General features: G+C 75.9%; 1 pseudogene. It reads right to left on the bottom strand.

The features are described from left to right. Nucleotides 1–34 precede the first annotated feature (34 nt). A pseudogene (locus CVH10_RS24285) lies at nucleotides 35–237 on the bottom strand (succinylglutamate desuccinylase); the annotation flags it as partial.

The following is a 237-nucleotide window of genomic DNA, read 5'->3' as shown; positions in this document are numbered from 1 at the left end:
GTCAGCTGGCATCCTGCCAGCCCGGTGGTGCCGCTCAGTAGGTCTCGTCCGGCGGCGCGACCGCGCTGACCAGCAGGGCGGCCCGGGCGCCGATCTCGACGGCGGCGTTGGGGAACCCCCCCCGCAGCGGCGTCTCGCCGCCCGGACAGGCGCCGTCGACGGCTTCCGCGGCCAGCCGGGTGCCGGGGGCGACCTCGGTGAAGTTGGGCGTATCGTCGGCGAAGCACCGCCGGAAGT

Source organism: Halomonas sp. ND22Bw (assembly GCF_003011945.1).
GTDB lineage: Bacteria > Pseudomonadota > Gammaproteobacteria > Pseudomonadales > Halomonadaceae > Halomonas > Halomonas halophila.
This window is presented reverse-complemented; position numbering and strand designations above follow the sequence as displayed.